We start from the raw sequence: 22,285 nt of genomic DNA on the forward strand, positions 1-22,285 counted from the left end.
CTTCGAGGGGGAGGGGAGGGAGGGATTACCGGGCGGCCAGCGGCGCGATGGCGGCCTTGGCGTCGTCCACCTTGATGCCCACCGCCTTGGCCAGGCGCGTGCCGTAGTCCGCGTTCGCGCTGAAGAAGAAGCCGACCATGCGCGCCTTCACCCGGGCGTCACGCACCTGACCCAGGTCCGCGGCGAGGTTCTTCACCAACCGCTCCTTCTCCGCGGGGGACAACGCCGCGTAGAAGGCGCCCGCCTGCGAGAAGTTGTCCGTCTTGGCGATCGGCGCCTGCTGCGTCGTCCCGCTCAGGGGCGCGCGGGACAGCAGGTACGCCGGCACGTCCTCGCTCTCCCGGGTGATGCTGGGCTCGTAGTTGACGTCCGACTTCGTATTGGCGGCGTTCATGTTGCCGCCCTGGTTGTTGTTGTTCACCTGGGCGCGGGCGCGGTTGATGGGCAGCTGCTGGTAGTTGGCGCCCACCCGGTAGCGCTGCGTGTCCGCGTAGGAGAACAGCCGGCCCTGCAGCAGCCGATCCTCGGAGGGCTCGATGCCCGGCGGCTGGACTCCGGGGGAGAACGCGGCCTGCTCCGTCTCCTCGAAGAAGTTGTCCGGCATCCGGTCCAGCGTGAACTTGCCCAGCTTGATGGAGGGCGCCTTGTCCTCCGGCCACACCTTGGTGGCATCCAGCGGATCGAACGCGAACGCGTCCAGATCCTTCGGCTCGAGCACCTGCGCGCTCAGCTCCCACGACGGGAACTGCCCCTTGCCGATGGCCGTGTACAGGTCATGCGTGGCGTGCTGGAAGTCCTCGGCCTGCGTGCGCGCGGCCTCCTCGGCCGTGAGCGACTTCACGCCCTGCAGCGACTTCCAGTTGAACTTGACGTAGCGCACCTCGCCCTGGGCGTTGACGAACTTGAAGGCGTGCACGCCGTGGCCATTCATCTGCCGGTAGTTCGCGGGGATTCCCAGGTCCGAGTAGACCTGCGTCAGCATGTGCGTGGACTCGGGGACGTGGGAGAAGAAGTCGAAGAAGCGGTTGGGATCCTGGCGGTTGGTGACGGGCGACGGCTTGAGCGAGTGCACCATGTCCGGGAACTTGATGGCGTCCCGGATGAAGAACACCGGCAGGTTGTTGCCCACCAGATCCCAGTTGCCCTGATCCGTGTAGAACTTGAGCGCGAAGCCGCGCGGATCCCTCACCGTCTCCGGCGAGCCCTGCGGATGGATGACGGTGGAGAAGCGCACGAACATCGGCGTCTTCTTTCCCTTGGCCGAGAAGATGGACGCGCGCGTGAGCTGCGAGAAGTCCCCGTAGCTCTCGAAGGAGCCGTAGGCCCCCACGCCTCGCGCGTGCACCACGCGCTCCGGAATGCGCTCACGGTCGAAGCGCGCGAGCTTCTCGATGAGGTGGAAGTCCTCCAACAGGATGCCGCCACGTGGACCCGCCGTCTTCGAGTTCTGGTTGGAGCCGACCGGCGCACCCGAGTCGGTGGTGAGCGGCGGGGGGTTGGCCAGGGCTGGACCACCCGTGAGCAGCGCCAGGAGGACCACGGATTTCAGGTTCATGACTGCCTCCGATGTGTGGGGGGTTAAGGCAGGTCGCTCCCAGAGCAGGCGGTGTGCCAGGGGGACACTCCTCGTGAAATCAGGTATTTGGATTCAAGGCGCCCTCCGGATACACCGATATTCCGGTACCGACACCGAAATATGGGTGGAGGAAAGTACCGATATACCGGTGTGAACAGGGGCACCGATATGTCGGTGTGTGTCGAGGTGCTTGCCTGCTGGCGGTGCGGAGAGCGCCTGGGGGCGCATCACATCGCGGGCCGCCCCTTCCACCTCAGAAGAGCGCCGAGTCCATCACGGCGAGGAGTCACTGGAATGAACGACACCCAAGTACGACCCACCACCCACCAGCTCGATGACCGGCTGGAGATTCATGAGCTCCTGTCTCGCTACTACGTCGCCGTGGATGAGCACGACGCGGACGCCTGGGTTGCCCTGTGGACGGAGGAGGGTGTCTTCGACTCGGGATACCTCCACCTCGAGGGCAGGGCGCAACTCCACCAGTTCATGGCTGGCCACGATGTCCAGACACGGCACCTGGTGACGAATATCCGCACCGAGGTGCGGGGAGATCGTGCGCTGGCCGAGAGCTACATGCTCGTCGTGCCCAGGGTCGGCAAGCCCGAGGTGGTTGCCACGGCCAACTGCCGCTCCGAGCTGCTCAAGGTGGACGGACGCTGGAAGCTGGCTCGTCACACCTACAAGCCCGATCCCAGCTTCGTCCCGCCGAGCTCCCCCTCCGGGTGAGTCACATTCCTGGCAACTCCTGTCCATCCGGTACCTGTTTCACTTCAACCCTCATCCGAGGAGGAATCATGGACGAGAGCGCATCGAATGCGAAGCAAGACACGAAGCCAGAGTTCGAGCTCATCCGTCGGATGTTCCTGGCGGGCGAGTCGATGCACGTGGAGAACTTCGTCAAATTCTTTCACGACGATGCCCTCTATCAATTCAGCAACTTTCCGCTCGCGTATGGCCCGCGCGGAATCATCGACAGCTCCCAGGGCTTCCTGGCGAAGGTCGGAGCGGTCGACCACCACATCAAGAACCTGTGGATGGTGAGTGCTGACACCGCCGTGTGCGAGATGAATGTGACGTACACGCGGCATGACGGAAAGGCCTTCACGCTCCCGTGCTGCGACACCATCCGCATCCAGGGAGGCAAGGTGCGGGAGCTTCGTATCTACATGGACATCACCCCAGTCTTCGCGGACTGACGCGAGGGAGGAATCATCATGTCGGAAGCAATCGAGGGAAGGCGTCAGGCACGTGTCGAGGCGATGCTCGCGGCGCTGATGAAGAAGGACCGGAAGGCATTCCTCAAGTACTTCAGCCCGGAGCTCCTCTACAAAGTGGGAGCCGCCGATCCCGTGCATGGCCCCGAGGCCTGTTGGAACGTCCTGGCGGGTATCTACACGAAGCTCGAGCCCACCGCCCACGACGTGCGGGGCACCTGGGAGATCGGCAACGTCGTCATCGTGGAGATGGATGCCAACTACGTGGCCCTGGAGGAGGGCAGGCGGCCCGTCGTGGTCCCCTGCTGCGACGTGTACCGCTTCGAGGGAGACCTCATCAAGGAGTGGCGGGTCTACCCGGATGCGTCGAGGACCGGCATCCGGGTCTGACGCGGAGAGCCCCGCCCGGGGGCCGCGCGGTCCCCCCGGGCGAGGCCATTCATCAAAGCATTCATCGACCGCGGAGGAGTCACACCATGAAGGACATCTCTTCCTGCCTCGTGAGGATCGAGCCGAACGGGAACCGGAGCCTCGCCCACTGCCTGCAGGGAGTGCAGCACTTCGGTTACACCGTGGATGACATGAGCAAGGCCATCGAGTTCTACACGGAGGTGCTCGGAGGCAAGCTGGCCCTGAAGGGTGATGGGTTCACCGGCGAGGTCCTGCACAACACGCTCTTCCAGAAGGAGGACATCGAGGCGATTGAGCGGGGCGTCGATCCGAAGACGCTGCTCGTGCCGAACATCCGGGATGGCACCCAGGAGTCGCTGGATGTGAGGTTCGTCTCGTTTGGCAATACCTGTGTCGAGCTCATCCACTTTCGCGATGCGAAGCTGGATTCCAGCGCGCCGAACTGGGGCCCCAGGATGCCCTCCAGCGTCGCCTCGACGAACGCGGCGCACCTGTCCTTCCATGTGAGGGACGACGTGGACCTCAACCTCTTCGCGAAGGCCCTGGAGGAGGAGTGCCAGCGGCGCGGCCTCACCAACGTCGTGTGCAATCGCGTCATCCACGTCAATTCGGAGGCCGAGCGGAGGGCGGTGGCCCTCAAGTACAACGCCAACAAGTTCTGGAACGATCCGGACTACTTCGTGGAGGGGTACTCCGACTCCGAGTTCGGAGACTTCTTCGGTTGGTCGTTGTTCTACTGCAAGGGGCCCAACGGCGAGCAGCTCGAGTTCAACCAGGTGACACGCAAGGCCCGCACGGAGTTCATCCGGGCCCAGGGCGAGTACAACGCGCTCGCCGGGACGAGCTACGTCTGGCCCTCGGGGGTCGGCGGCCCCCCCGGGCCGCTCGAGGCGCAGGGTGTGCAGACGAAGCCGGGGCGGCTGACGGCGCTCGTGCAGGAGATGTTCGACGTCGGCGCGGCGATGGACGTGGAGAAGTACGTCAGCTTCTACACCGAGGACGCGCTGTACCAGTTCGGCAATTCGCCTCCCGTCTTTGGCCCGCGCGGCATCAAGCAGTCCTCGGCCGCCCTCATGGACACGGTCTCGCGCGTCGAGCACCGCATCAAGCGCGTCTGGGAGGCGAATGACTCGGTGGTCTGCGACATGGACGTCATCTACACCCGCCGGGACGGCAAGGTGGTGACGCTGCCCTGCTGCGACATCCTCGGCTTCCGGGGCGACAAGATCTGCGAGGCGCGGATCTTCATGGACATCGCACCGGTGTTCGCCAGCAGGTAGTGTCATCAAGGCGATGGAGTACGGCACCGGGGCCCCCTTGCCGGAGAACGCGGACGGTGCATCGCGCCTCGCGCGTGCAAATGTTCCCGGCATGAACGTGACTCCCCCGTCTCCTCGAACCGCCGTCATCCTGATCCATGGGGAAGAAGCGGGTCCGGGGCAGCTCGGACCCGCGTTGCGGCGCTCCGGCTTCTCCCTGGACATCCGCTCGCGAGCCCCTCAGCCCGAGGACACGGAGGCGGATCTGGTCGTGGTGATGGGGAAGTCCCTGGGCCTCCAGGAGGAGGAGCCCCCGCCGCTCCTGGAAGAGGAGCGGCGGTTGCTGGCTCGCCGGTTGGAAGCGGGCCGGCCGAGCCTGGGCATCGGCCTGGGCGCGGGGCTGCTCGCCGCCGCGGCCGGTGCTCGCGTCCGCACGGGTGAGAAGGGCCCGGTGCTGGGAGTGCACCCGGTGTCGCTGACGGCTGAAGGGCTGGCGGATCCGCTGTTCGCAGGCTTCGAGGAGTTCTTCGACGTCCTGCACTGGCAGGGGGACACCATCGAGCCGATCCCCGGAGCGCAGGAGCTGGTTTCCACCGCCCGCTATCCGCACCAGATCTTCCGCGTGGGCAATTCCTACGGGGTGCGGTTCCACCCCGAGGTGGATGGGGGGATGTTCGAGCGTTGGGTCCGCGACTCCGGGGAGGACGTGGCCCGTGTGGGACTCACCACCGAGGAGCTGCTGAAGCGCGAGGGGCCTCGGGTGGTGCGCGTGCAGCAGCACGCGATGCTGATGATGGAGCGGCTGGCCACCTTCTTCGCAAGGCAGGTGGGGGCGGGAGGAGGGGAGCGCTACCTCTTCACCGTGGAGGCCATCCAACGGCTGGCGGGGCGGGGGGTGCTGCTCTCGCCCGGCATCCCGCGGCGCGCGCCCATCGTACGCGTGGGGCAGACGCTCTCGCTCAAGAGGCCCGACGGCTCGCGCGTGGAGGGCACCGTGCGCGGCATGGCCAGCTTCGGGGATACCGGATCGGCCATCCCCTTGCTGGTGCTGCTGGACTCGCCGGACGCCGAGGTGCCGCCGGGCTCGGAGGCCCTCACCTCCGAGCCGCTGACGGTGTAGCCCCCCGCATTCGTCTCGCGCCGAGGGCGCTACCCGGTCGCTCGGGTGCTCCCCGTGGCGTCCGTCTTCCGGCGGCCTTCGAGAATCTTCAGGAACGAGCGGCTGCGCAGCTCCTCCAGCGTCAGCCCGGCCGCTCGCGCCTCCTCCTCGGTGAGGGCCCCGCAGGCGAGGCCTCGCAGGAAGTAGTTGAGCAGGCCCTGGCCCGTGGCCGCGTCGTCGAACACGTCTCCCAGCAGCGTCGCCTGGGCCGCCTTGTCGATGAAGGCCTTCAGCCGGCGCGAGGCCGCGTCCAGTCCCTCCAGGAAGAACGCGTACACCGTCGCGTAGCGCACCGGGAGCTGGGCCGGGTGCAAGTCCCACCCCTGGTAGAAGGCCCGCTCCAGCGAGTGGCGCGTATGCCCGTGCATCAGCCGCCACGCGCGGTGCACCACCTCGCGGTTCTCCTTCTTCTGGGCCGCCGTCAGCGGGCGCGCGCCCGGCTTGTGCGGGCCCACCGGCATCACGTTCGTCGCGCCGTCCGAGAGCGCCACGCCCGTGCCCGCCAGGGACACCTGCATCATCTCCCGCGCGAAGTCGGCCGACGGGTGCGTCATGCTCTGGTACGCGGCGGTGATGTTGAAGGAGGCCGTGTAGTCGTACACCCCGAGGTGCGCTCCGACGCAGCGTCCCTCCGCCGCCGCCACGAGCGCGGGCAGCGCAAGCCGTCCCTCCCGATCGAAGAGGGACTGTGGTGTCTCCACCATCAGCTCCAGCTTCAGCGCGCCGGACTTCAGGCCCCGGTCCTTCTCGAGCAGCTCCAGCATGCGCACCAGCGCCGTCACCTGCTCGGGGACGGTGATCTTCGGCAGCGTGACGACGAAGTCGTCCGGCAGCCTGCCGCCCGTGCGCTCCAGCAGCGTGCCGACGAAGAGCTCCAGCGTGCGCGCGCTCCGGTCGAACAGCTCCTCGGACAGGGACTTGATGCGGATGCCGATGAAGGGCGGCAGCGAGCCCTGTGCCATGCCCCGGGCCACCTCCTCGGCGGTGGAGACCGCGTGGCCGTCCTCCTCCGTGGCCGGCCGGTGCCCGTAGCCGTCCTCGAAGTCGATGCGGAAGTCCTCCACCGGCTCGCGCTCGAGCTTGGCGAGGACGCGTCCGTGGACGCGCCGGGCGATGTCCGCGTCCAGCTCCAGGCACCCGGCGAGCGCCCGGGCATTGGGCGCGTACTCGTGCAGCGCGGCCAGGGCCATCTGTCCCATCTTCCGGGCCGTCTCCGCCTTGAAGAGCTGGGCGCCGCCGTACACCGTGTGCACGGGCTGGCGGCGGGCGGACTCACCCGGAAAGGTCCGGGCGTACTCCTGGTTGGCCTTCTTCAACGCCGCGCGCGCGGCGGCGAGGCGCTTGGGCGTCAGGGTCGTCTTCATAGAGGGGGAGGGGGCGTCAGCTGCCGCGGTAGGTGGAGTAGCCGAAGGGGCTCAGCAGCAGGGGCACGTGGTAGTGCTCGTCCGCCGAGGCGAGCTCGAACACCACCGAGACATACGGGTAGAAGCCGCGGACGGCGTTCGCGCGGAAGTACTCCGCCGTGTGGAACGTCATCCGGTAGGTGCCGGGCTCCAGCTTCGTGCCGGTGGGCAGGAAGTCGCGGACGCGGCCATCCGAGTTGGTCGTTCCGCGCGCCAGCTCCCTCCAGCCGTCACCGGCCTGCTGCTCCAGGGTGATGGGGACGCCGGCCGCCGGGCGGCCCCACTGCGTGTCGAGGACGTGGGTGGACAGGGTGCTCATGGGGACGCGAGGAGCTTCTCCAACCGGATGCGGGTGATCTTCGCCTGCTCGTCCGCCGCGACCTTCAGCTCCTGGTCCGGCGCGTTGTTCATGCGCTCGCGCAGCAGGGCGAGCATCTCCGCGGCGCTCTTCCCCGTGGCGCACACGAGGAAGATGAAGCCGAAGCGCTCCTCGTACGCGCGGTTGCCCTCGGCGAGCGCCTGGATGACGTCCTCGCCAGCGCCCTCCATGCCGCGCTGCTCCTGCTCGGACCAGGCGCCGGTGGCCTTGAACTTCTCGCGCAGCTTGGAGACGTCACCGATGCGCGGGTGGTGCAGCATGGCCTCGCGCCAGTCCTCCGGCCCCGTCTGGGACCAGAGCCAGGAGGCCTCCGCGAACAGGGCCTCCTGGTTCTGGAAGGGACGCGCACGGGCCATGGCCTCCGCCCAGCGCTGGGAGCCGCAGCAGCGCAGGAACTCCGCCTGGGCGTCCTCGAAGGACAGGCGGTTGAGCCAGTCGAGCCGGGTCACGCGGCCCGTCCGTGAACCCGGAGCCGGCTGATGCCTCCGTCCGGGAAGATGTTGAGCCGCACGTGGGTGAAGGGCCCCGCGGCGCGCAGCTCTGTCTCGAAGAAGTGGCGGTGGTGCGCCTGCAGCTTCGTGCGCGGGAGGATCTCCTGCCACGTGATGTCCTTCGCGTTGGCGAAGTCGAGGATGTCCTCCTTCAGGGAGCAGCCCTCCAGGGAGCACATGTCCGGGAAGTTGCCCTTGAAGTGGTTGGTGTCCACCTCCACGCGCTGCACGGTGCCGGGCGCGGCCAGCTTCACGACGATCCAATCGAAGCCCGGTACACGCTTGCGGCGCGTCTCCCAGCCCTCGCCCATGGTGGCGGCGCGGCCGGGGAGGATGAGGTTGTCCTTGGGTCCGAAGAAGGAGTCGTTGCAGGTGACGACGAGGCCGCCGTTCTCCGCCGCGGCCAGGTCCACCAGCTCCCCGGAGCGCAGCTTCGTCAGGTCCGGCGTCACCACCCCGTGCACGCGGAAGCGCGCCACGCCCCCGTCCGGGTAGATGTGGAGCCGCAGGTGTGTCCAGCGCCGATCGCTCGCGACGGGGAGGAAGTTCTGCGTCCCGCCGGCCAGCTTCGTCTTCGGGACGATCTCCGTCCACGCCGCGTCCACCAGGGACTCGCCCGAGGGCTGGCCCTGAATCTCCAGGCCGTCCACGGAGGCGTACTCGGGGAAGTTGCCGATGAAGTGGTTGGTATCCACGTTCACCCCGCGGATGACCCCCGGCAGGCCGAGCTGGATGATGCACCAGTCATGGCCCGGCACGCGCTTGCGGCGCGTCTCCCAGCCATCCATCCACTTGCCGAACTCCGTGTACTTGTCCGGGATGAAGACGCCACGTCCCGGTTTGAGCAGGTTCTCCTTGGGGGCGAAGAACTCGTCGTTGGCGTAGAGGGCGCGGCCACCCACCTTCTCGGCGGCCAGATCGATGAGCTCGGCGAAGGCGACGCGCACCTTGCCTTCCTCGGGTGTGTTCATGTTGGGGTCTCCTCGCGGTTACCTTATTCCACTGGCCGCCGCTCCAGGGCGGCGAATCCACCGGCCCGCCGGGCGGGGCGCGGGCTCGTTCCGGTCGTGAACCTTCTCTCCCCGGACCCAGGTCTGCTCCACCACGCCTACCAGCGGGCGGCCCGTGTACGGGGTGACTTTGTGGCGGTGCAGCACGCTCGACGCCTCGGGCGTGAAGGTGGCCTCCGGGTCGAAGACGATGAGGTCCGCGTCCGCCCCGGGCGTCAGCGAGCCCTTCATGCCCGTCAGGCCGACGAGCCGGGCCGGGTTCTGGCACATCCACCGCACCAGGGACTCCAGCCCGTGGCCGCGCGCGCGCATCCCCGTCCACACGGCCGGCAGGCTGAACTGGAGCGAGGCGATGCCGCCCCACGCCGCGCCGAAGTCTCCGCGGTCCAGGTGCTTGAGGGCGGGGGTACACGGCGAGTGGTCCGACACCACCATGTCGATGTCACCGCGCGCCAGCCCCGCCCAGAGCGCCTCGCGGTTCTCCGCCTCGCGGATGGGCGGCGCGCACTTGAAGTGCGTGGCGCCATCCGGGATGTGCTCCGCGTCGAAGGTGAGGTAGTGGGGGCACGTCTCCACGGTGAAGGGCAGGCCCTCGCGCTTGGCGGCGGCGATGTCCGGCAGCGCGTCCGAGGACGACAGGTGGACGATGTGCACCTGTCCGCGGTGTTTGCGGCACAGCTCCACCATCATCCGGATGGCGTCGTCCTCCCAGCGGCGGGGGCGCGACTCCAGGTAGCTGCGGTAGGTGCGCGTGTCTCCCTGGGGAGGCGTCTCGTGGGGCGTCAGCTCCGCGTGGACGATGAGGGGCACGCCGCGCCGCGCCAGGATGGGCATGGCGCGCTCCAGGTCCTCCCGGGTGACGTGGGGGAACTCGTCCACCCCCGAGTGGATGAGGAAGCACTTGAAGCCGGTGACGCCCGCGTCGACCATGGCCTCCAGCTCGCCCGCGTTGCCGGGGATGACGCCGCCCCAGAAGCCGTAGTCGATGGCGCAGTGGCTCTCGGCCGAGGCGGCCTTCTGCCGCAGTGCGTCCAAGGTGGTGGTGGCGGGGATGGAGTTGAGCGGCATGTCCACCACGGTGGTGATGCCGCCCGCGGCCGCCGCGCGCGTGGCCGTCTCGAAGCCTTCCCACTCGGTGCGGCCGGGCTCGTTGATGTGCGCGTGGCAGTCCACCACGCCCGGCATCACCACCTTGTCGCCCACGTCCATCACCGGCAGGCCCGAGGGGACGTCCGCCGGCGACACCACCGCGGCCACCTTGCCCTCCCGGATCACCACCGCGGCCTCGCGCACGCCGCCCCCGGTGACGACCCGCCTGCTGCGCAGTACCTGGTTTCCGCTCACGGCTCGAACTCCTTCACGTCGTACTCCATCAGGGAGGAGAAGAACGCGTCCTTGTCCTCACAATACAGCTGCCGGGTGATGCCCGAGACCAGCTTGGGCAGGCTGTATTTCATGCCGGAGATGCTCGCTCCACCGAAGCCCAGCGAGAGCAGGCATCCAAAGGTGTAGTTGAAGACGGAGCCGAGGTAGGGCGCGCGGCCGGGTACCTTCTCCTGGAACTCGAAGCTCGGGCCCAGGTAGGGGTGGCGCGCCAGGTCCGAGTTGGACTCGGCGGGCGGCGGCGTATACCGGTCCTTCCACAGGGCGATGTCCGCGACGAGGTGGGCCAGCTCCGGACGCAGCGACAGGTCCGTCACGGTGCCGCTGCCGACGATGAGCTTGTCGAAAGTGAACGTGCCGTGCGGCGTGGTGACGCGGGCGGTGCCCTCCACCGCCTGGACATCCAGCCACGGGCTCTCCGCGTGGAGATGGAAGTGGGGGAAGGCGCGGGCGCGGTGATAGGTGTCGTGCGGCGGCAGTTGCCCCATCTCCAGGATGCGGCGGATGAAGCGCCAGCGATCCGCGTCCGGCAGGTCTCCGTGGTGCTTGAGGAAGCCGACGAACTCGGCCCAGCGGTAGGCGTTCACCGTGGGCAGGCTCTTGCGGCGGTAGAAGAGATGCACCTCGGCGGCGCCTTGCTCCAGGGCCACGGAGGCGTTGTCGAAGGCCGAGGCGCCCGCTCCCAGCACGCCGATGCGCTTGCCGCGCAGGGCCTCGAAGTCGATGTCATCGCGGGTATGGGCCCAGAGCTCGCGGGGCAGGCGGGCCACCAGCGAGGGCGTCTCCCAGCGGCCCGAGCCGTCGATGCCCGTGGCGAGCACCACCTTGCGCGCCAGGAGTGTCTCCCCGGGGCCGTTGCCGTCGGTGGGCTGGACGGGGATGGCGAAGCAGGAGTCCTCGGCGCGCCAGGAGATGGCGCCCGCGCGGGCATGGCTGCGCACGGGAATGCCGAGGAACTGGCGGTACCAGTTGAGGTAGTCCGCCCAGAGCTCCTTGGGGATGAGCCCCAGGGACTGCCAGGCCTCCTCGCCATACTGGGCCTCGTACCAGCTCTGGAAGCTGAGGTTGGGGATGTTGTGGTCCGGCCCGGTGAGGTGCTTGGGCGTGCGCAGCGTGCGCATGCGCGCGAACGTCTTCCAGGGGCCCGCGAGCCCCGGCGGGCTGTCATCCACGACGAGGAGCCGGGTCACCTTCTCGCGCATCAGCCCGAAGGCCGCGGCGAGCCCGCTCTGCCCCCCGCCGATGATGAGCACGTCCAGGATGGGCTGGCCATCGCGCGTGTGACGGGGCAGGACCCAGGGGCGCTTCGGGTACTCGAGCCGTTCCAGGTCTCTGCGGAGCGAGGCTTCGAGCATGGCGAGACCGGGCCCGTGTTTCGCGGCGAGGGACGGGATGTGCATGGACCCTAGTCAAATCACGCTCCGGCCCCTCTCCGCCACGACGCCCGACTCCACACGTTGTTGGTTCACCGTACGGGGCGGAACGCGGGAGGGGAGGGGGCCAGGCCTTCCAGCTTGTCCTCCTGGGGCTCTTCCGGCAGGTTGTCGACCGAACAAGCCCGGCCGAGAGGAGGAGCGCGGTGACCGCTGGTTCCACGAGCAGTGCCGATCGTGCCCTCGAGCTGGCCCAGGCCGCCTATCTGGACCGTCGTGTCCCGGGATACCGCACGCGCCGGGTGCGCTGGTCGGGTGGCATGACGCAGGTCATCGAGGTTGGCGAAGGGCCGCCGCTGCTCCTGCTCCACGGTGGTCTGGGTGAAGCGTTCCAGTGGGGTCACATCCTCCCCGCGCTCGCCCGGAGGCACCGTGTGGTGGCCATCGACCGGCCCGGACATGGCCTCGCGGATCCGTTCGACTACCAGGGGGTGGAGGTACTGCCACACGCGCGGCGCTTCCTCGGGGAGATCCTCGATGCCGAGGGACTTCCGAGCGTGCCGATCGTGGCCGCCTCCATGGGAGGTCTCTGGGCCGTCGACTTCGCGCTGACGCATCCGGAGCGGGTGTCCCGGTTGGTGCTCGCCGGTGCTCCAGCGGGGATCTCCCGCGCGCTGCCCCTGCAGATGCGGCTGGGGACGCTGCCGGTGCTGAGGACGCTCGTGCGGAGGATGATGCTGCGGCCGACGCGCGACAGCACCCGCGCCTTCTGGGCGCAGTTGCTCGTCGCGCATCCGGAACGGCTGGAGGACGACTTCCTCGATGTGCTGACCGCGAGCCAGCGCCGCAATGCTCCGAGCTGGTTCACGCTCATCGACCGGGCCTTCGACGTGCGAGGGATGAAGAAGGAGCTGCTCCTCGGGGAGCGCTGGAAGGGGCTCTCGGTCCCCACGACCTTCGTGTGGGGCGAGAAGGATGTCTGGGGTGCACCCGAGGAGGGCGAGGCCGTGGCGGCGACGAACGCGCGGCTGCGCATGGTGCGGATTCCCGATGCGGGCCACGCGCTCTGGCGTGATGCTCCCGAGCTCGTCGTCGACGCCATCGAGCGCGCGCTCGCGCCGTAGCGGGACTCAGCGCATGGCGCGCCGGATCAGCTCGTTCATCGGCTGGCTCGGGTCGAGCACCTGGCGGGCGCTCTCGGCGCCACAGACGGGCAGGAGCGGGTCCGGCAACAGCCCGGCCTGGCGGAGGATCGTCGCGTTGTCCCAGTACAGGTGCTCGTGCGCGATCTTCCCCTTGTCGAACTGGACGATGGCCACCATCGCGAACTCGATGCGCTTGCCCGTCGGAGGTATGCCGGGCAGCACCCAATCCATCTGCATGGAGTGGGTGAAGCGAATCACCATCTCGTCGACTATGCGCTCGGTGCCCACCGTCCTGGACACCGGCGTCATCTCGATGTCCGGCGGGAGCTGGTTGAGGAAGTGCTTGGAGTAGAAGACCTCGAGCTCCTCCCTGCTGGTCGCGCCCACCATCAGCGGCACCACGTTCACCCGGGGGGTGTCCGTCATCGTGGCGAGGGCCTGCTCGGTGCTCTTCGCACTGAACTCCGACTGCAGGTGGTTATCCCAGAGGCCCATCTGGGCCGAGGCTGCGGACGACTCACTCATGGACGACTCCTTTCGAGGAGCTGCTGGCTACGGCGCCTGGGACTCTAGGCGAAATGGGAATCCCCCCGCTTGTGGCGCCAGATGCGCTAATCAGCGGTCGCGACCGTTCGGAAGGGGAGCTGGAATGAAGCAACGACATCTCGCGCGGGCAGTGCGGCGGTTCACCTGGGGCGCCTGGAGCGTGCTGGCGCTCGCCGGGGCCGCCCGGGCGGCGGAGCCCGCCGCGCACGTGAATCCGTTCATCGGCACCACCAATGGCGGCAACGTCTTCCCCGGCGCGGTGCTGCCGTTCGGCATGGCGTCGTTCAGCCCCGAGCTGACGCCGCTGCCCGGCAGGCGGTTCCCGATCGCCGCTCCCGGTGGATACGAGTGGCGGTCGATCGGCATCAAGGGCTTCAGCCTGACGCACCTGTCCGGCACCGGCTGCACCGGGGCCAGCGGTGACGTCCCGCTCATGCCGCTCACGACCGAGGTGTCGACCTCGCCGGCGCTCGACTACGCCTTCACGGCGTATTCGAGCCTGTTCTCCCATGCCAACGAGGAGGCCTCACCGGGCTACTACGCGGTCAAGCTCGGCAATGGGGTCAAGGCGGAGCTCAGCGCCACCCTCCGCACCGTGGCGGGCCGCTTCACCTACCCGCCGGACCGGCCCGCCCAGCTGTTGGTTCGCACCTCCGATTCGGAGATCGGCAGCAGCGACGCGCAGGTGAAGATCGACGCCGAGCACCGCACCGTCTCGGGCCAGGTGACGAGCGGCAACTTCTGCGGCTATCTCGCTCCCGACCGGCACGAGAGCTACTACACCCTCTATTTCGTCGCCGAGTTCGACCAGCCGTTCACCGTCGGTGGCACGTGGACTGATGGCGAGCTGAAGCCGGGCGCGACCGAGGGCCGGGGTGGCACCACCTATGGCGACCGGGGCCACCCCCCTGGAGGCAAGGGCTCGGGCGCGTGGATCGCCTTCGATGCCAGCAAGACGCCGGTGGTGGGCGTGCGCGTCGGCATCTCCTACGTCAGCGAGGAGAACGCCCGCGCCAACCTGAAGGCCGAGAACCCCGCCGGCACCTCGTTCGACACGGTCCGGCAGGCCGCGCGTCAGGCGTGGAATGACAGGCTGGGGCAGGTCCGGATCACCGGTGGAACCGAGGACGAGCGCACCGTCTTCTACACCGCGCTGTACCACTCCCTGCTGCACCCGAACGTCTACAGCGATGTCGATGGCCGCTACCGCGGCTTCGACCAGCAGATCCACAAGGTCTCCGGGCAGCAGAAGGCGCAGTACGCGAACTTCTCGGGCTGGGACGTCTACCGCTCGCAGGTCCAGCTGGTCACCTGGCTGGATCCCCGGATCGGCGCGGACATCGCCCAGTCCCTGCTCAACCAGGCCAACCAGAACGGAGGCATCTGGGACCGCTGGACGCACAACACCGGCGCGACCAGCGTCATGAACGGAGACCCGTCGCCGCCGACCGTGGCCGCCATCGCGGCGTTCGGCGGGACCGGATTCGATCTCAAGGGCGCCTACGCCTCGCTGCTCCAGGCCGCCACCGTCCCCACCGCGAAGGACCTGAGCAAGAAGGGCTGTCCGGTGCTCTGCGTCGGGCAGCGCCCGGGACTCGATCAGTGGCTGAAGCTGCACTACATGCCCGTCGACGCGCCCGGCTGGGGCATGGCGTCCGATACGCTCGAGCTGGTGGCGGCCGACTTCGGCGTGGCGGAGCTGGCCCGCCGCGCGGGCGACACCCGGAACTTCCGGCGCTTCCGCGAGCGCGCGGGTTGGTGGCGCAACCTGTTCAACCCCAAGGCCACACCGGAGGGCGGCTACATCCAGCCGCGCAACGCCGACGGCACCTGGCCCGCCTTCAAGCCCGAGCAGGACGACGGCTTCGTCGAGGGCAGCGGGGCCCAGTACGTCTGGATGGTGCCGTTCGATGCCCAGGGCCTGTTCGACGCCATGGGCGGAACGGACAAGGCCGTGGCCCGGCTCGATCGGTTCTTCCGCAAGGAGGACGGCAGCTGGGCGGTGACCAAAGCCGGCCCGCTGCACGCGGAGCTCGACAACGAGCCCTCGATCGCGGCGCCGTGGCTCTACGCCTTCGCCGGTCAGCCCTGGAAGACCCAGGCCGTGGTGCGCGAGGCCCTGCGTCAGATCTGGTCCAACAAGCCCGAGGGCATCTCCGGCAACGACGATCTCGGCCAGATGTCGTCCTGGTACGTCTGGTCCGCGCTGGGCATGTACCCCGTCATCCCGGGCCGGGCGGAGCTGGTGCTCGGCAGCCCCCTGTTCCCGGAGGCGGTGGTCACCCGTCCCGGTGGAACCCTCACGATCCGCGCGGCGGGGGCGGCCATGGACTCGCCCTATGTCACGGCGCTGAAGGTCAACGGCAAGACCAGCACCCGCCCGTGGCTGCCGGAGTCCTTCGCGCTCCAGGGCGGCACACTGGACTTCACCCTGTCGAAGACGCCGGACGAGCGTTGGGGCAGCGCGCGCGGGGATGCTCCGCCCTCGTTCGGGCCGAAGTCCCGCTGAGGTCCTTCGCGCTGGTGACAGGAGTCATCAGGCGTGCCTCCTGTCACCAGGGGTCTGGCGCCCCAAGGGGTGACCGGAGTCACCAGGGAACGCCCGGCTCCGAGGCTCCCGCGGGCCTCGAGGGGCTGGCACGGGTCCTGCTTTGGGTCAGGGCATGACGGCCTCGAGGGGCCGCATCGCCACCCGACTCCCAAAGGAACGACCGCCATGGCTCTCTCGCCCATCTCCCAGAACCCGGTTGCTTGCCGTCTCCCGCAGCAGGACGTGGCCACCCCCCGCGTGGGTGGGGTTGTCCAGACGCCTTCCGAGGCCCTCTCCCCGCGGGGGCTCGAAGCGCTGGGACTCCAGAAGGACGGTTTCAGCTCGGGCCCGCAGCTCGGAGCGCAGTGGGAGCAGTTCGTCCAGGGGGCCTCGGCCATCATCGGGGCATTGAAGGATCTGCAGGCGCTGCAGACCTCCGAGCTCGAGGGAGTGTTCGGGAAGTCCCTGGGCCTCGACTCGGAGTCCGGGCTGTCGCCCTTCGAGGACAGCTTCTCGCCGGCCGCGGAGCTGGGCACGGAGCTGCCCGGGGCGAGCGCCCCCGCCTCGACGAGCGGCGCGAACACGGTCACGCCCTCGGGCGACGCGCGGCTGGGCGCCGGGATGCCGCCGGCCCTGGCGAAGTTCAAGGACACCATCGAGTCCGCCGCGTCCAAGACGGGCGTGCCGGCGTCCGTCCTGGCGGCGCAGATCTGGCAGGAGTCGCGTGGCAACCTGGAGGCCATCTCCACCAATGGTGGCAACGGGCTGACCGATACCGGCCTGATGCAGGTGAACCCCAACACCTACAAGGAGCTCCAGTCCAAGTACCCCGAGCTCCAGGGCAAGAACCTCTCCGATCCCGCGACCAACATCCTCGCGGGCGCCTACTACATGAAGGACATGAAGGAGCAGTTCGGGAACTGGGATCTCGCCCTGCGCGCCTACAACTCGGGCCCCAACGGCGTCGATCGCTCCAACCCGAACGCCATCCCCGCGGGCACGGGTGACGCCACCTATGTCCAGAAGGTGAAGCAGTTCGCGGACATCATCTCCACCGGTAACGGTACGCTGCCCGCGTAGGACTGACTGGCGCCTCGCCAACGGCCTTCGAGTGGGTTATGGGCGCGGGTGAATGCCCTCCCCATCGAAGGTCCTCTCGGTCCAGGAGCTACGCAAGCAGTACGGGGCCACCGTCGCCGTCGACGGCATCTCGTTCGACGTGGGCCGCAATGAGATCGTCGGGCTCCTGGGGCCCAATGGTGCCGGGAAGACCACGACCATCAACATGGTCCTCGGTGTCCTCGAGCCGAGCTCGGGGTCCATCCGCATCGAGGACGTGGAGCTCTCGAGGCGCCGCTCCCAGGCGCTCGCGCGCACCAACTTCGCCGCCGTCTACGCGCCCCTGCCCGGCAACCTCACCGTGCAGCAGAACCTGCGCGTCTTCGGCCTCATCTACGGCGTGAAGGGGCTCACCCAGCGCATCGAGGAGCTGCTCGCGCAGTTCGACCTCGTGCGCTTCCGTCACGTGAAGTGCGGCGTGCTCTCCTCGGGAGAGCAGACGCGGGTGGCCCTGGCCAAGGCCATGCTCAACCGTCCCCGGCTCCTGCTGCTCGACGAGCCGACGGCCTCGTTGGATCCCTCGACGGCGCGCGACATCCGCGCCCGGATCCGCGAGTTCGCCACACAAGGGGAGGGCGGTGTGCTCTGGACCTCGCACAACATGTACGAGGTGGAGGAGGTCTGCGACCGCGTGCTCTTCGTCTCGCGCGGGAAGATCCTGCTCGAGGGAGATCCCAGGCGCCTGCCACAACAGCACGGCAAAGCGACGCTCGAGGAGCTGTTCATCACCGTGGCGCGCGAGCCGCTCGCGCTGGAGCAGGCCTGACCATGTTTCCCACCCGCGCCGCCGCCATCATCCTCCGTCAGTTCTATCTCCTGCGTGGCAGCCCCTCGCGCGTCTTCCCGCTCTTCGTGTGGGTGGCCATCGACATCGTGCTGTGGGGCTTCATCACCCGGTATCTCAATGCCGTCAGCGGCTCTGGCCTCGACTTCGTGCCCTCGCTCCTGGGCGCGGTGCTGCTCTGGGACTTCCTGACCCGGGTCATGCAGGGCGTGACGATGGCGTTCTTCGAGGACGTGTGGTCGCGCAACTTCCTCAACATCTTCGCCACGCCGCTCTCCATCTCGGAGTACGTCGGCGGGCTGGTGCTCTCGAGCATCGCGACGAGCTCGGTCGGGCTCATCGTGATGGTCGTCGTGGCGGGCACGGTGTTCGACCTGTCGCTGTTCTCGTACGGCATCCTGCTCGTGCCGTTCCTGCTCGTGCTCTTCCTGTTCGGGATTGCCCTGGGCATCTTCGGCAGCGCGGTGGTGCTCCGGCTCGGGCCGTCCGCGGAGTGGTTCGTCTGGCCCATTCCCGCCGTGGTCTCGCCGTTCGCTGGTGTGTTCTATCCGCTCGCGACGCTGCCGAAGTGGATGCAGCTCATCGCGCACCTGCTGCCGCCGTCCTACGTCTTCGAGGGCATGCGGACCATCGTCTCGGGAGGTGCGTTCTCGGGGACCACGCTGCTGTGGGGCGTGGGGCTCGCCGTGCTCTACATCCTGCTGGCGTGCTGGTTCTTCACGCGCGTCTACCGGCACGCGGTGCGCACCGGCCTCATCGCCCGCTACAGCGCCGAGAGTGTGAGCTGAGCCGGGTGGGGGAGGGGACCTTCCGGTCGCGTGCCGGACGAACTGGTCCGATGGTCGGACCAGTTGTTCCCGAGTGCGCCCGGGACCTCCCCCTGCCAAGACCTGGCTCCTGCCGCTAGTGGAATGTCCACGAAGTTCGTGGACAGAGTCGTGTTGCGCATGCTCCCTCTCCCTCTGGGAGAGGGCGGGGGGTGAGGGTCGTCACCCTCGTGTTCCTCGCCCCGGCTTGTATCGCGGCACGCAACCGCCCCCCTCGCCGTCCGCTGTGAACTCCCATGGGGTCATGCGCTCCAGGGGGAAGACCCTCACCCTAGCCCTCTCCCAGAGGGAGAGGGGACATCCACGGGCCCTCGGACTCTGTCCAAGGACTTCGTGGCCACTCCACTAGCCGGTCTTCCCGAGGCGCTGCCACTCCCGAAGGATCTGCTGATGCGCGGCGATGCCGAGGAACGAGCGCCGGAGCCCTTCGTCGTGGAGCCTCCTGGCCCAGTCCTGGAGGTGGCGGTGGGCCGTCTCCAGCACCCCCTTCGCGCGTGAGTCCTGATGCGCCTGGAGGACCCGGAAGCAGACCAGACGGATCCAGAAAGGCTCCTCGGTCCCATCGAGCCGCCCGCCCCGCTCCAGGTGCGCGAGGATCTCCTCCACGTACCCCAGGGCCTCGCGCACCTCACCGGCGGTGAGCGCCACCGCCGCCAGGCCCGCGACGGACTCCATCTCCAGGTGCGGCATCCGCGCCGCCACCCGGATGCTCCGGGCCCGCTGGTAGGCCTCGCGGGCCTCCGGGATGCGATCCAGCGCGGCCAGGGCATGGCCCCGCGTCATCCACGCGAACCCCTGGTACCGGGTGCTGCCGATATCCTGGCCGATCCGCAGCGCCTGATCGGCCAGCTCCAGCGCGGACGAGGCATGCCCCTGGAAATAGTGCAGCAGCGCCAGGTTGCAGCGGTCCACGCACTCCCAGAACCGGTAGCCGATCACCCGGCTGAACTGGAGCGTCTGCTCGAAGTCGGCCCGCGCCTCGGCGAACTCTCCCAGGCTCTTGCGCAGGTACGCCAGGTGCCTCAGCGCCGAGAACTCCAGCCAGCGGTCCTCCATCGCCCGGCAGAAGGGGAGCACCCGCTGCACGTAGGACAGGCTCGTCGCCAGGTCTCCCGTCTCCTGGATGACCGCGCTCAGGTTGAGCAGGTTCTCCACCTCCAGGTGCGCGAGCCTCGCGGACTCGGCCAGCACCAGGCTGCGCTCGAAGTGGCTCCGGGCGCTCGTGAAGTCTCCCTGGTGGTGCCTCAGCATCCGCCCCCACCGCAGGTAGCCGAGCGCCTCGCTGGCCACGTCTCCCGTCTCCTGCGCCAGCCGGATCGCCTTGCGCACCGCCTCCACGCCCGACTCGAGCTCTCCGACCTCCGAGGCGTAGAGCGCCCGGCGCAGCGCCGCCTCGGCCTGCCGCCGCGGGTCGCCGAGGATGTCCGCCAGCACCTCCATCATCTCCAGATCCCGCCGCTGCACCCGGCGCTCGCCCATCACGGCGTGGACCTTCTCCCGTGCCGCCACGATGGCGTAGCGCTCGGCGAGATCCGTCTCGGGCGTCAGCGCCAGGGCCCGCTCCAGGAACGAGCGGGCCTCCGCGTTGGCGAACAGGACCAGGGCCTCCTCTCCCGCCCGCCGCAGGTAGACGGCCGCCCGCACCGCCTGTCCGGAGGCCTCCAGGTGGTCCGCGATCAGCCCGAGGTGCTCCCGCGAGCGCTCGCCTCCGCGCGCCAGCAGCCACTCGGCGATGCGCCCGTGGAAGGCGCGCCGCTCGCGCTTGAGCACGGTGTCGTAGGCCACCTCGCGCACGATGGCGTGCTTGAAGATGTACTCGCGCGTGCCGGCGAACGCCGGGCTGGACTGCTCGAAGATGAGCTCCCGCTCCTGGAGGGCGAGCAGGGCCTCGTGGACCGCGATGGGCGCGGCCCCCTCCCGTCCCATGCTCGCGAGCGCCTCGTCCCAGAAGATGCGGCCCACCACCGAGGCGCGCTGGAGGATCTCCCGCTCGTGCACGGGAATGCTGTCCAGCCGCGCCTGGAGGACGCCGCTCAAGGTCGAGGGAACCTTGAGCGAGGTGAGCCGGCGTGGCTCGACGCGCCAGCGCTCGCCATCCACGAGGATGACGCCCTCCTCGAGGAGCATCTGGATGAGCTCCTCCAGGTAGAACGGGTTGCCCTCGGCGCGGCTGACCACGAGCTCGTGGAGGGCGGGGGGGATGTCCTCCACCTTGCGCAGCAGCTCCGCCACCAGCTGGTGGCTGTCCGCCGGGGACAGGGGCCTCAGCTCGAGCCGGAGGTGCGCGGGGTCCAGGTCCCATTCGGGCCGCCGCTCGAAGAGCTCGGGCCTGGCGGTGCAGAGCACCAGGAGCCGCTCGGGCGCCAGCGTCTGGAGCAGGCGCTCCAGGAGATCCAACGCGCTGTCATCCGCCCAGTGGATGTCCTCCAGGAAGAGGACCATGGGCTCGCGGCTCAGGAGGGCCCGGAAGTACTCGCTGAGGGCGGCGAGGCCCCGGGCCCGACGGCTCTGCTCGTCCGTGGGGGTGCCCTTCACATGGGGGCTGTCGCTGAAGTCGAAGCCGAGGAGCGAGCCGGCCAGGTGGGCGCGGCCGCGGCTCGAGTCCTCGGGGCCGAGCGCCTCGCGGAAGGCATCCTCCATCCGATCGCGCACCACGCTGGGGGGATCGCTCTCCTGCAGCTGCAGGTGGAAGGAGAAGAGATCCCGGAGCAGGGCGTTGGGGTGCCTGCGCATCTCCGGGCTGGCACGTCCGCGCAGGCACCGGGGGGGCTGGGGCAGGGACTCGAGCCAGGTCTCGAACTCCCCGAGCAGCCGTGACTTGCCCATGCCGGCCTCGCCGGTGAGCGTCACCCGCTGGCAACCGCCCCCGGAGACCGCCGCGGACAGGGCCTCGCGCAGGCGGCGCGACTCCTCCTCGCGTCCCACCAGCCGGGACCAGACGCCCTCCAGGCCCCGGCCTTGCCGGCGGAAGGCGTGCGGCCGGGCCGCCGTCACCCGGTACACCTGGAGCGGCTCCTGCTTGCCCTTCAGGCGGAGGGGGGCCTGGGGCTCGACGTCGAAGGCCCCGCTCACGTGGCGGTACGTGCCGTGCGAGATGAGGATGGTGCCCTCGGCCGCGGCCTGCTCCAGGCGGCTGGCCGTGTTGACGGTGTCTCCCATCACCGTGAGCTCCCCGAGCGTGCCCACCACGCCCAGGAGCACCGGGCCCGTGTGGACGCCGATGCGCATGCGCAGGCCCTCGGGGGGACCGGCCAGGAAGGAGGAGAGCTGCGCCTGGATGTCCAGCGCGGCGTGGAGCGCCTGCTCCGGATCATCCTCGCGCGCACCGTCCGCGCCCCAGAGCGCCATCACCGCATCGCCGATGTGCTTGTCGATCCGCCCCCCGTGCCGGACGATGGCCGCGTCCACACGCTCCCAGAGGGCGTTCATCAGCTCGCTGACGTCCTCCGGGTCCATGCGCTCGCTCATGGCGGTGAAGCCGCAGAGGTCGCCGAAGAGCACCGTGACGTGGCGGCGCTCCAGGGGCACCTGGGAGGCCAACGCCGCGATCCGGGCGCGCAACGCCACCAGCGCGGCCTCGACGGCCTCGTCGCCCAGGGCTGGGCGCTGTTGCTCCAGCATGGCGATCGCCCGCAGGAGCAGGTCGCGTTCGTTTCTCATCGTCGTTTCGGCGCCG

At 69.0% G+C, this 22,285-nt stretch carries 19 protein-coding genes; 10 read left to right on the forward strand and 9 right to left on the reverse strand.

The features are described 5' to 3' along the window. Positions 1 to 25 precede the first annotated feature (25 nt). On the reverse strand, positions 26 to 1,555 hold the full coding sequence (locus tag JRI60_RS25730) for a catalase (RefSeq protein WP_204228524.1): 1,530 nt from the start codon (positions 1,553 to 1,555) through the stop codon (positions 26 to 28). Positions 1,556 to 1,870: 315 nt separating this feature from the next. Here JRI60_RS25730 and JRI60_RS25735 point away from each other — a divergent pair, with 315 nt between their 5' ends. The 5 genes from JRI60_RS25735 (at position 1,871) to JRI60_RS25755 (ending at position 5,580) form a co-directional block, all read left to right on the forward strand. Continuing rightward, the gene (locus JRI60_RS25735; RefSeq protein ID WP_204228525.1) at positions 1,871 to 2,302 is read left to right on the forward strand and encodes a nuclear transport factor 2 family protein; all 432 of its coding nucleotides are present in this window, start codon (positions 1,871 to 1,873) and stop codon (positions 2,300 to 2,302) included. Between the two features lie 68 nt (positions 2,303 to 2,370). Further along, positions 2,371 to 2,772, forward strand: a complete 402-nt coding sequence (locus JRI60_RS25740) for a nuclear transport factor 2 family protein (RefSeq protein ID WP_204228526.1) — start codon at positions 2,371 to 2,373, stop codon at positions 2,770 to 2,772. An 18-nt stretch (positions 2,773 to 2,790) separates the two neighbouring features. Further along, positions 2,791 to 3,180 (forward strand): nuclear transport factor 2 family protein, encoded by a 390-nt coding sequence (locus JRI60_RS25745; protein WP_204228527.1) that lies wholly within the window; start codon positions 2,791 to 2,793, stop codon positions 3,178 to 3,180. An 86-nt stretch (positions 3,181 to 3,266) separates the two neighbouring features. Continuing rightward, the gene (locus JRI60_RS25750; protein WP_204228528.1) at positions 3,267 to 4,481 is read left to right on the forward strand and encodes a nuclear transport factor 2 family protein; all 1,215 of its coding nucleotides are present in this window, start codon (positions 3,267 to 3,269) and stop codon (positions 4,479 to 4,481) included. Between the two features lie 91 nt (positions 4,482 to 4,572). Beyond that, a complete protein-coding gene (locus JRI60_RS25755; protein WP_204228529.1) occupies positions 4,573 to 5,580 on the forward strand; it encodes a glutamine amidotransferase-related protein in 1,008 nt (335 codons plus the stop codon). Positions 5,581 to 5,609: 29 nt separating this feature from the next. Here the strand turns inward: JRI60_RS25755 and JRI60_RS25760 are convergent, their stop codons facing one another. From JRI60_RS25760 to JRI60_RS25785, 6 genes are read right to left on the reverse strand one after another with little or no spacing between them, the layout of a single operon-like run. Further along, positions 5,610 to 6,983: a DUF6986 family protein gene (locus JRI60_RS25760; RefSeq protein ID WP_204228530.1), complete on the reverse strand. Its 1,374-nt coding sequence runs from the start codon at positions 6,981 to 6,983 to the stop codon at positions 5,610 to 5,612. A 16-nt stretch (positions 6,984 to 6,999) separates the two neighbouring features. After that, a complete protein-coding gene (gene uraH / locus JRI60_RS25765) occupies positions 7,000 to 7,341 on the reverse strand; it encodes a hydroxyisourate hydrolase (protein WP_204228531.1) in 342 nt (113 codons plus the stop codon). Continuing rightward, positions 7,338 to 7,850, reverse strand: coding sequence for a 2-oxo-4-hydroxy-4-carboxy-5-ureidoimidazoline decarboxylase (gene uraD, locus JRI60_RS25770; RefSeq protein ID WP_204228532.1), 513 nt, complete (start codon positions 7,848 to 7,850; stop codon positions 7,338 to 7,340). The genes uraH and uraD overlap by 4 nt, the downstream gene beginning before the upstream one ends. After that, positions 7,847 to 8,863, reverse strand: a complete 1,017-nt coding sequence (alc, locus tag JRI60_RS25775) for an allantoicase (RefSeq protein ID WP_204228533.1) — start codon at positions 8,861 to 8,863, stop codon at positions 7,847 to 7,849. The genes uraD and alc overlap by 4 nt, the downstream gene beginning before the upstream one ends. A gap of 18 nt (positions 8,864 to 8,881) precedes the next feature. Further along, entirely contained in the window at positions 8,882 to 10,246 is a 1,365-nt protein-coding gene (gene allB / locus JRI60_RS25780) for an allantoinase AllB (protein WP_204228534.1), read from the reverse strand. Then, the gene (locus tag JRI60_RS25785; RefSeq protein ID WP_204228535.1) at positions 10,243 to 11,685 is read right to left on the reverse strand and encodes an FAD/NAD(P)-binding protein; all 1,443 of its coding nucleotides are present in this window, start codon (positions 11,683 to 11,685) and stop codon (positions 10,243 to 10,245) included. Before JRI60_RS25785 ends, allB begins: the two co-directional genes overlap by 4 nt. Positions 11,686 to 11,864: 179 nt before the next feature. Between JRI60_RS25785 and JRI60_RS25790 the strand changes: the two genes are divergently transcribed. Further along, the gene (locus JRI60_RS25790) at positions 11,865 to 12,782 is read left to right on the forward strand and encodes an alpha/beta fold hydrolase (RefSeq protein WP_204228536.1); all 918 of its coding nucleotides are present in this window, start codon (positions 11,865 to 11,867) and stop codon (positions 12,780 to 12,782) included. A gap of 6 nt (positions 12,783 to 12,788) precedes the next feature. On the opposite strand, the gene JRI60_RS25795 is transcribed toward JRI60_RS25790, so the two are convergent. After that, a complete protein-coding gene (locus JRI60_RS25795) occupies positions 12,789 to 13,328 on the reverse strand; it encodes an ester cyclase (protein WP_204228537.1) in 540 nt (179 codons plus the stop codon). A gap of 124 nt (positions 13,329 to 13,452) precedes the next feature. On the opposite strand from JRI60_RS25795, the gene JRI60_RS25800 reads away from it, so the two are divergent. From JRI60_RS25800 to JRI60_RS25815, 4 genes are all read left to right on the forward strand, one after another. Further along, complete coding sequence (locus tag JRI60_RS25800) at positions 13,453 to 15,858, forward strand: GH92 family glycosyl hydrolase (protein WP_204228538.1); 2,406 nt, start codon at positions 13,453 to 13,455, stop codon at positions 15,856 to 15,858. A 207-nt stretch (positions 15,859 to 16,065) separates the two neighbouring features. Further along, complete coding sequence (locus JRI60_RS25805; RefSeq protein ID WP_204228539.1) at positions 16,066 to 16,959, forward strand: lytic transglycosylase domain-containing protein; 894 nt, start codon at positions 16,066 to 16,068, stop codon at positions 16,957 to 16,959. A gap of 52 nt (positions 16,960 to 17,011) precedes the next feature. After that, positions 17,012 to 17,764, forward strand: coding sequence for an ABC transporter ATP-binding protein (locus JRI60_RS25810; RefSeq protein WP_204228540.1), 753 nt, complete (start codon positions 17,012 to 17,014; stop codon positions 17,762 to 17,764). 2 nt (positions 17,765 to 17,766) lie between these two features. Further along, positions 17,767 to 18,570, forward strand: a complete 804-nt coding sequence (locus JRI60_RS25815) for an ABC transporter permease (protein ID WP_204228541.1) — start codon at positions 17,767 to 17,769, stop codon at positions 18,568 to 18,570. Between the two features lie 384 nt (positions 18,571 to 18,954). On the opposite strand, the gene JRI60_RS25820 is transcribed toward JRI60_RS25815, so the two are convergent. Further along, a complete protein-coding gene (locus JRI60_RS25820; RefSeq protein WP_204228542.1) occupies positions 18,955 to 22,269 on the reverse strand; it encodes an ATP-binding protein in 3,315 nt (1,104 codons plus the stop codon). Positions 22,270 to 22,285: the final 16 nt, after the last annotated feature.

Source organism: Archangium violaceum (genome assembly GCF_016887565.1).
Lineage (GTDB): Bacteria > Myxococcota > Myxococcia > Myxococcales > Myxococcaceae > Archangium > Archangium violaceum_B.

Excerpts from the sequence above, each read along its gene's own strand:
- JRI60_RS25815 (WP_204228541.1), top strand. The coding sequence starts at position 17,767 with ATGTTTCCCACCCGCGCCGCCGCCATCATCCTCCGTCAGTTCTATCTC.
- JRI60_RS25730 (WP_204228524.1), bottom strand. The coding sequence starts at position 1,555 with ATGAACCTGAAATCCGTGGTCCTCCTGGCGCTGCTCACGGGTGGTCCA.
- JRI60_RS25735 (WP_204228525.1), top strand. The coding sequence starts at position 1,871 with ATGAACGACACCCAAGTACGACCCACCACCCACCAGCTCGATGACCGG.
- JRI60_RS25760 (WP_204228530.1), bottom strand. The coding sequence starts at position 6,983 with ATGAAGACGACCCTGACGCCCAAGCGCCTCGCCGCCGCGCGCGCGGCG.
- alc (WP_204228533.1), bottom strand. The coding sequence starts at position 8,863 with ATGAACACACCCGAGGAAGGCAAGGTGCGCGTCGCCTTCGCCGAGCTC.
- JRI60_RS25750 (WP_204228528.1), top strand. The coding sequence starts at position 3,267 with ATGAAGGACATCTCTTCCTGCCTCGTGAGGATCGAGCCGAACGGGAAC.
- JRI60_RS25785 (WP_204228535.1), bottom strand. The coding sequence starts at position 11,685 with ATGCACATCCCGTCCCTCGCCGCGAAACACGGGCCCGGTCTCGCCATG.
- uraH (WP_204228531.1), bottom strand. The coding sequence starts at position 7,341 with ATGAGCACCCTGTCCACCCACGTCCTCGACACGCAGTGGGGCCGCCCG.
- JRI60_RS25805 (WP_204228539.1), top strand. The coding sequence starts at position 16,066 with ATGGCTCTCTCGCCCATCTCCCAGAACCCGGTTGCTTGCCGTCTCCCG.
- JRI60_RS25800 (WP_204228538.1), top strand. The coding sequence starts at position 13,453 with ATGAAGCAACGACATCTCGCGCGGGCAGTGCGGCGGTTCACCTGGGGC.
- JRI60_RS25745 (WP_204228527.1), top strand. The coding sequence starts at position 2,791 with ATGTCGGAAGCAATCGAGGGAAGGCGTCAGGCACGTGTCGAGGCGATG.
- JRI60_RS25820 (WP_204228542.1), bottom strand. The coding sequence starts at position 22,269 with ATGAGAAACGAACGCGACCTGCTCCTGCGGGCGATCGCCATGCTGGAG.
- JRI60_RS25795 (WP_204228537.1), bottom strand. The coding sequence starts at position 13,328 with ATGAGTGAGTCGTCCGCAGCCTCGGCCCAGATGGGCCTCTGGGATAAC.
- JRI60_RS25755 (WP_204228529.1), top strand. The coding sequence starts at position 4,573 with ATGAACGTGACTCCCCCGTCTCCTCGAACCGCCGTCATCCTGATCCAT.
- JRI60_RS25740 (WP_204228526.1), top strand. The coding sequence starts at position 2,371 with ATGGACGAGAGCGCATCGAATGCGAAGCAAGACACGAAGCCAGAGTTC.
- JRI60_RS25810 (WP_204228540.1), top strand. The coding sequence starts at position 17,012 with ATGCCCTCCCCATCGAAGGTCCTCTCGGTCCAGGAGCTACGCAAGCAG.